Consider the following 4,368-nt stretch of genomic DNA (forward strand, 5'->3'; position numbering starts at 1 on the left):
CTCGCGTCCGTCGAGCCGACCGCGCTGTCCTTCGAGCGGCCCGCTCTGCTCGCGTCCGTCGAGCCGTCCGCGCTGCTCGCCCTGCCCGCCGTCGCGCCAGCGGGCCAGATCGCCCGTACGGTACATCCGGCTCCCGGGCGGACCGTAGGGGTCCGCGACGAACCGCTCGGCGGTCAGCCCGGGCCGGTCGGCATACCCTCGGGCGAGCTGCGCCCCGGCGAGATACAGCTCACCGGACACCCCCACCGGAACCGGCCGCAGCGCCCGGTCCAGGACATACACCCGGGTGTTCCAGACCGGTGAGCCGATCGACACGGACGCCGCGCCCTCCGGCTCGCAGGACATCGCCGTCACATCGACGGCGGCCTCCGTCGGCCCGTACAGATTCTCCAGCGCCACCCGGCCGTTCGCGGCCGAGGTGTGGAAGCGCCCCACGAGATCGCCGGGCAGCGCCTCGCCACTGCACACCACCAGCCGCAGCGAGGGGCAGGACGCCACCTCGACCTCTCCGAGGAACGCCTGGAGCATCGACGGCACGAAGTGCAGAACACTGATGTGCTGCTCCCTGATCAGAGACGCCAGATACTCCGGGTCCTTGTGCCCATCGGGGCGGGCGATGACCAGCGGCGCACCCTCGGCGAGCGGCCAGAACAGCTCCCACACCGACACATCGAAACTGGCCGGCGTCTTCTGCAGCACCCGGTCCGCCGGGGTGAGGCCGTACGCCCCCTGCATCCACCGCAGCCGGTTGACGATCGCCGCATGCTCCACCACGACGCCCTTGGGCCGCCCGGTGGAACCGGAAGTGAAGATCACATACGCGGGGTGGCGGGGCAGCAGCGCCGACCGCCGGTCCACATCCGTCACCTCGACGGCCGACAGCGCGGCCAGCTCGGCACGGACCTCGGGCCCGTCCACCACCAACTGCTCGACACCGTCCGGCAGCGCCTCCCGCGACGCCAGATCGGTCAGCACACAGACCGGTCCCACCGTCTCGGCCATATACGCAAGCCGCTCGCCGGGCAGCGCCAGATCCAGCGGCAGATACGCGCCGCCCGCGCGGACGACCGCGTGGATCGCCACCAGCAGCTCGAACGACCGGGGCAGCGCCACCCCCACCACCGACTCGGGACCGACGCCGCGCCTGATCAGCAGCCGGGCGAGCCGGTTCACCCGCGCGTCGAAGTCCCCGCGCGACAGCGTCCCGCCCTCGAAGACCAGCGCGGGCGCGGACGGCTCCCGCGCGCCGGACGCCACCAGACCGGCCAGGGTCGCCGGGCCGTCCAGCGTCCGCGCGGTGTCGTTCCACCCGGTCAGCACCCGCTCCCGCTCATCGGCGGCCATCACCTCGATGTCCGCCAGCGGAAGTTCCGGCTCGGCCGCGACCGCGTCGAGCAGCCGCAGCAGCCGGCCGGAAAGACCCTCCGCCGTCCCACGGTCGAAGAGATCCGTCGCGTACCGGATGCCACCGGAGATCCGGCCGCCCGCCTCCGACGCCCCGAACGCCACCTCCAGATCGACCTTGGCCCCGCCGACCTCCACCGGCAGCTCCTCGGCCGGCAGCCCGCACAGCGACCGGACGTCCGTGCTCTGGGAGTGATACGTCACCATCGTCTGGAACAGCGGATTCCGCGCCTGCGAACGCGTCGGCCCCACGGCCTCGACCACCGCATCCAGCGGCAGTTCCGCATGCGAGAACGCCGCCAGATCGGTGTCCCTGACTCGCGCCACCAGCTCCGCGAAGGTGGGTTCGCCGGAGAGATCGGCGCGCAGTACCAGCGTATTGAGGAAGAAGCCGATCAGTCCGTCGAGTGCTTCGTCGCCTCGGCCTGCGACGGGGCTGCCGAGGGGGATGTCGTCGCCCGCGCCGAGGCGGTGCAGCAGTGACGCGACCGCCGCGTGCACCACCATGAACATGGTCGCGCCCGCCTCCCGCGCGATCCGCGCCAGCCCCGCCACCGTCGCCTTCGGCACATCGAAATGCACCACATCGCCGTTGTGGGTCGGTGTGGTGGGGCGTGGTCGGTCGGTGGGGAGGGTGAGTTCGTCGGGGAGTGCGGTGAGTGTGGTGTGCCAGTAGTCGGTGAGTGGGCGGGTGGTTTCGTTGAGGAGTTGTCGTTGCCAGAGTGTGTAATCGGCGTACTGGACGGGGAGGGGTGCGAATTCGGGCGCCCGGTTCTGGGTGTGTGCGGTGTAGGCGGTGTCGAGGTCGGTGAGGAGGGGTCCGGTGGACCATTCGTCGGTGGCGATGTGGTGCATGAGCAGGACGAGTACATGGTCGTCGTCGGCCGCTCGCAGCAGTGTCACCCGCAACGGCAGATCCGCCGCCAGATCGAAGACATGCCCGCACACGGCCAGCGCCTCATCCGCCAGCCTCCCGGCCGGCACCTCCCTGACCGTGAACGGGACTCGTGCCTCGTCGGGGTCCAGGACGCGCTGGTAGGGCTCGCCGTCGTGCTCGGCGAAGACCGTACGGAGTGTTTCGTGTCGCCTGACCAGATCCTGTACGGCCCGCTCCAGCGCGGTCACGTCCACTGTCCCCCGCAGCCGTACCGCGAAGGGCACGTTGTACGCGGTCCCCGGGCCGCGCACACTGTCGATGAGCCACAGCCTGCGCTGGGCGTACGACAGGGGCAGCAGCTCGGGCCGCTCCGCCCTGGTGAGTGCGGGCCGCTCGGTCGCCGAGTGCTCCGCCAGCCGGGCCGCCAGCGCGGCCGGCGTCCTGGCCTCGAACACATCCCGGATCGCGCAGTCCGCCCCCAGTGCCTTCCGCACCCGCGCGGCAACCCGCGTCGCCAGCAGCGAATGCCCGCCCAGCCGGAAGAAGTCGTCCTCCACCCCGACTGATACCAGCCCCAGCGCCTCCGCGAAGACCCCGGTGATGATCTCCTCCCGGGCATCACGTGGCGCTCGGGTGGGTTCGGGGGCGGTGGTGGGTGTGGGGAGTGCGGTGCGGTCGAGTTTGCCGTTGACGTTGGTGGGGAGGGTGTCGAGGTTCATGATCGCGGTAGGGATCATGTAGTCGGGGAGTTGGGTGGTGAGTTTCTGGCGGAGTGTCGTGGGGTCGGCGGTTCCGGTGGTGTAGGCGACGATGCGGGGCATGTCGGGTGTGTCGTGGTGGATGATGACGGCGGCTGAGGTGACGCCGTCGAGGTGGGTGAGTGCGGTTTCTATTTCGCCGAGTTCGACGCGGAAGCCTCGGATTTTGATCTGATCGTCTGCTCGCCCGAGGAAGTCGATGAGTCCGTCGGCGCGTCGGCGTGCGAGATCCCCGGTGCGGTACATGCGGGTGCCGGGATCGCCGAAGGGGTCGGCGACGAACCGCTCGGCGGTCAGTCCGGGCCTGTCGACATAGCCCCGCGCGAGCTGGGTGCCCGGGAGGTACAGCTCGCCGGGTACGCCGGTTGGTACGGGTCGCAGGTGTGTGTCGAGGATGTGGGCGCGGGTGTTGTCGAGTGGGCGGCCGATGGTGGGTGTGGGAGAGTCGGTGGTACGGGCGATGAGGGCGTCGACGGTGAATTCGGTGGGGCCGTAGTAGTTGACGACCTCGATGTCCGGGGTGTCGCGGAGTTCGTCCCAGAGTGAGGGTGGTACGGCCTCGCCGCCGAGGAGGAAGAGAGGCGGTCGCCAGGTCCCGGCCAGCAGTCCGGCATCCAGCAGTTGACGTCCGTACGACGGGGTCACGTCGAGTGTGTCGATGCGGGCGTCACGCACATAGGCGACGACGGCTTCGGCGTCCCGGCGTTCGTATTCGTCGAGGATGTGGAGTTCGTGTCCGGCGATGAGCCAGAGGAGTTGTTCCCAGGAGGAGTCGAAGGAGAACGACGCGGCGTGCAGGGCCCGGACCCTCCGTCCGAGTCGGGCCGCTACGGGTTCGTACAGCTCCCGCTCATGGTCACGGTAGAGGTTGGTGAGTCCGCCGTGGGTGAGGACGACACCCTTGGGTCGGCCGGTCGAGCCTGAGGTGTAGATGACATAGGCGGCGCTCTCCGCGTGGGGCTCCACAGTGGGCCGCTCGGACGACAGATGCGCCAGATCGTCCATGGGATCGATCAGCAGTCGGCGTATGGGCAACTCCGGCACACTGCCGGCCGTGGCGCGAGATGTCACGACGCACACCGGTTGGGCGTCGGTGAGCATGAACTCCAGGCGTTCGGCGGGGTAGTCGAGGTCGAGGGGGAGGTAGGCGCCTCCGGCCTTGAGTACGGCGAGGGTGGCGACGACTGATTCGGCGGACCGGGGGAGGGCGAGGGCGACGACGGTGTCCGGGCCTACGCCTTGGGCGATGAGGAGGTGGGCGAGCCGGTTGGAGCGGGTGTCCAGGTCGGCGAAGGTCAGGTGGTTGTGGCCCGCGACGATGGCGGTGGC

1 protein-coding gene is annotated in these 4,368 nt (G+C 70.1%); it reads right to left on the bottom strand.

From position 1 onward, the window contains the following. Positions 1–4,368 (bottom strand): amino acid adenylation domain-containing protein (locus ACWF94_RS34625; protein WP_453497884.1); only part of this gene is annotated, 4,368 nt, incomplete at both ends.

Source organism: Streptomyces sp. NPDC055078, from assembly GCF_053607985.1.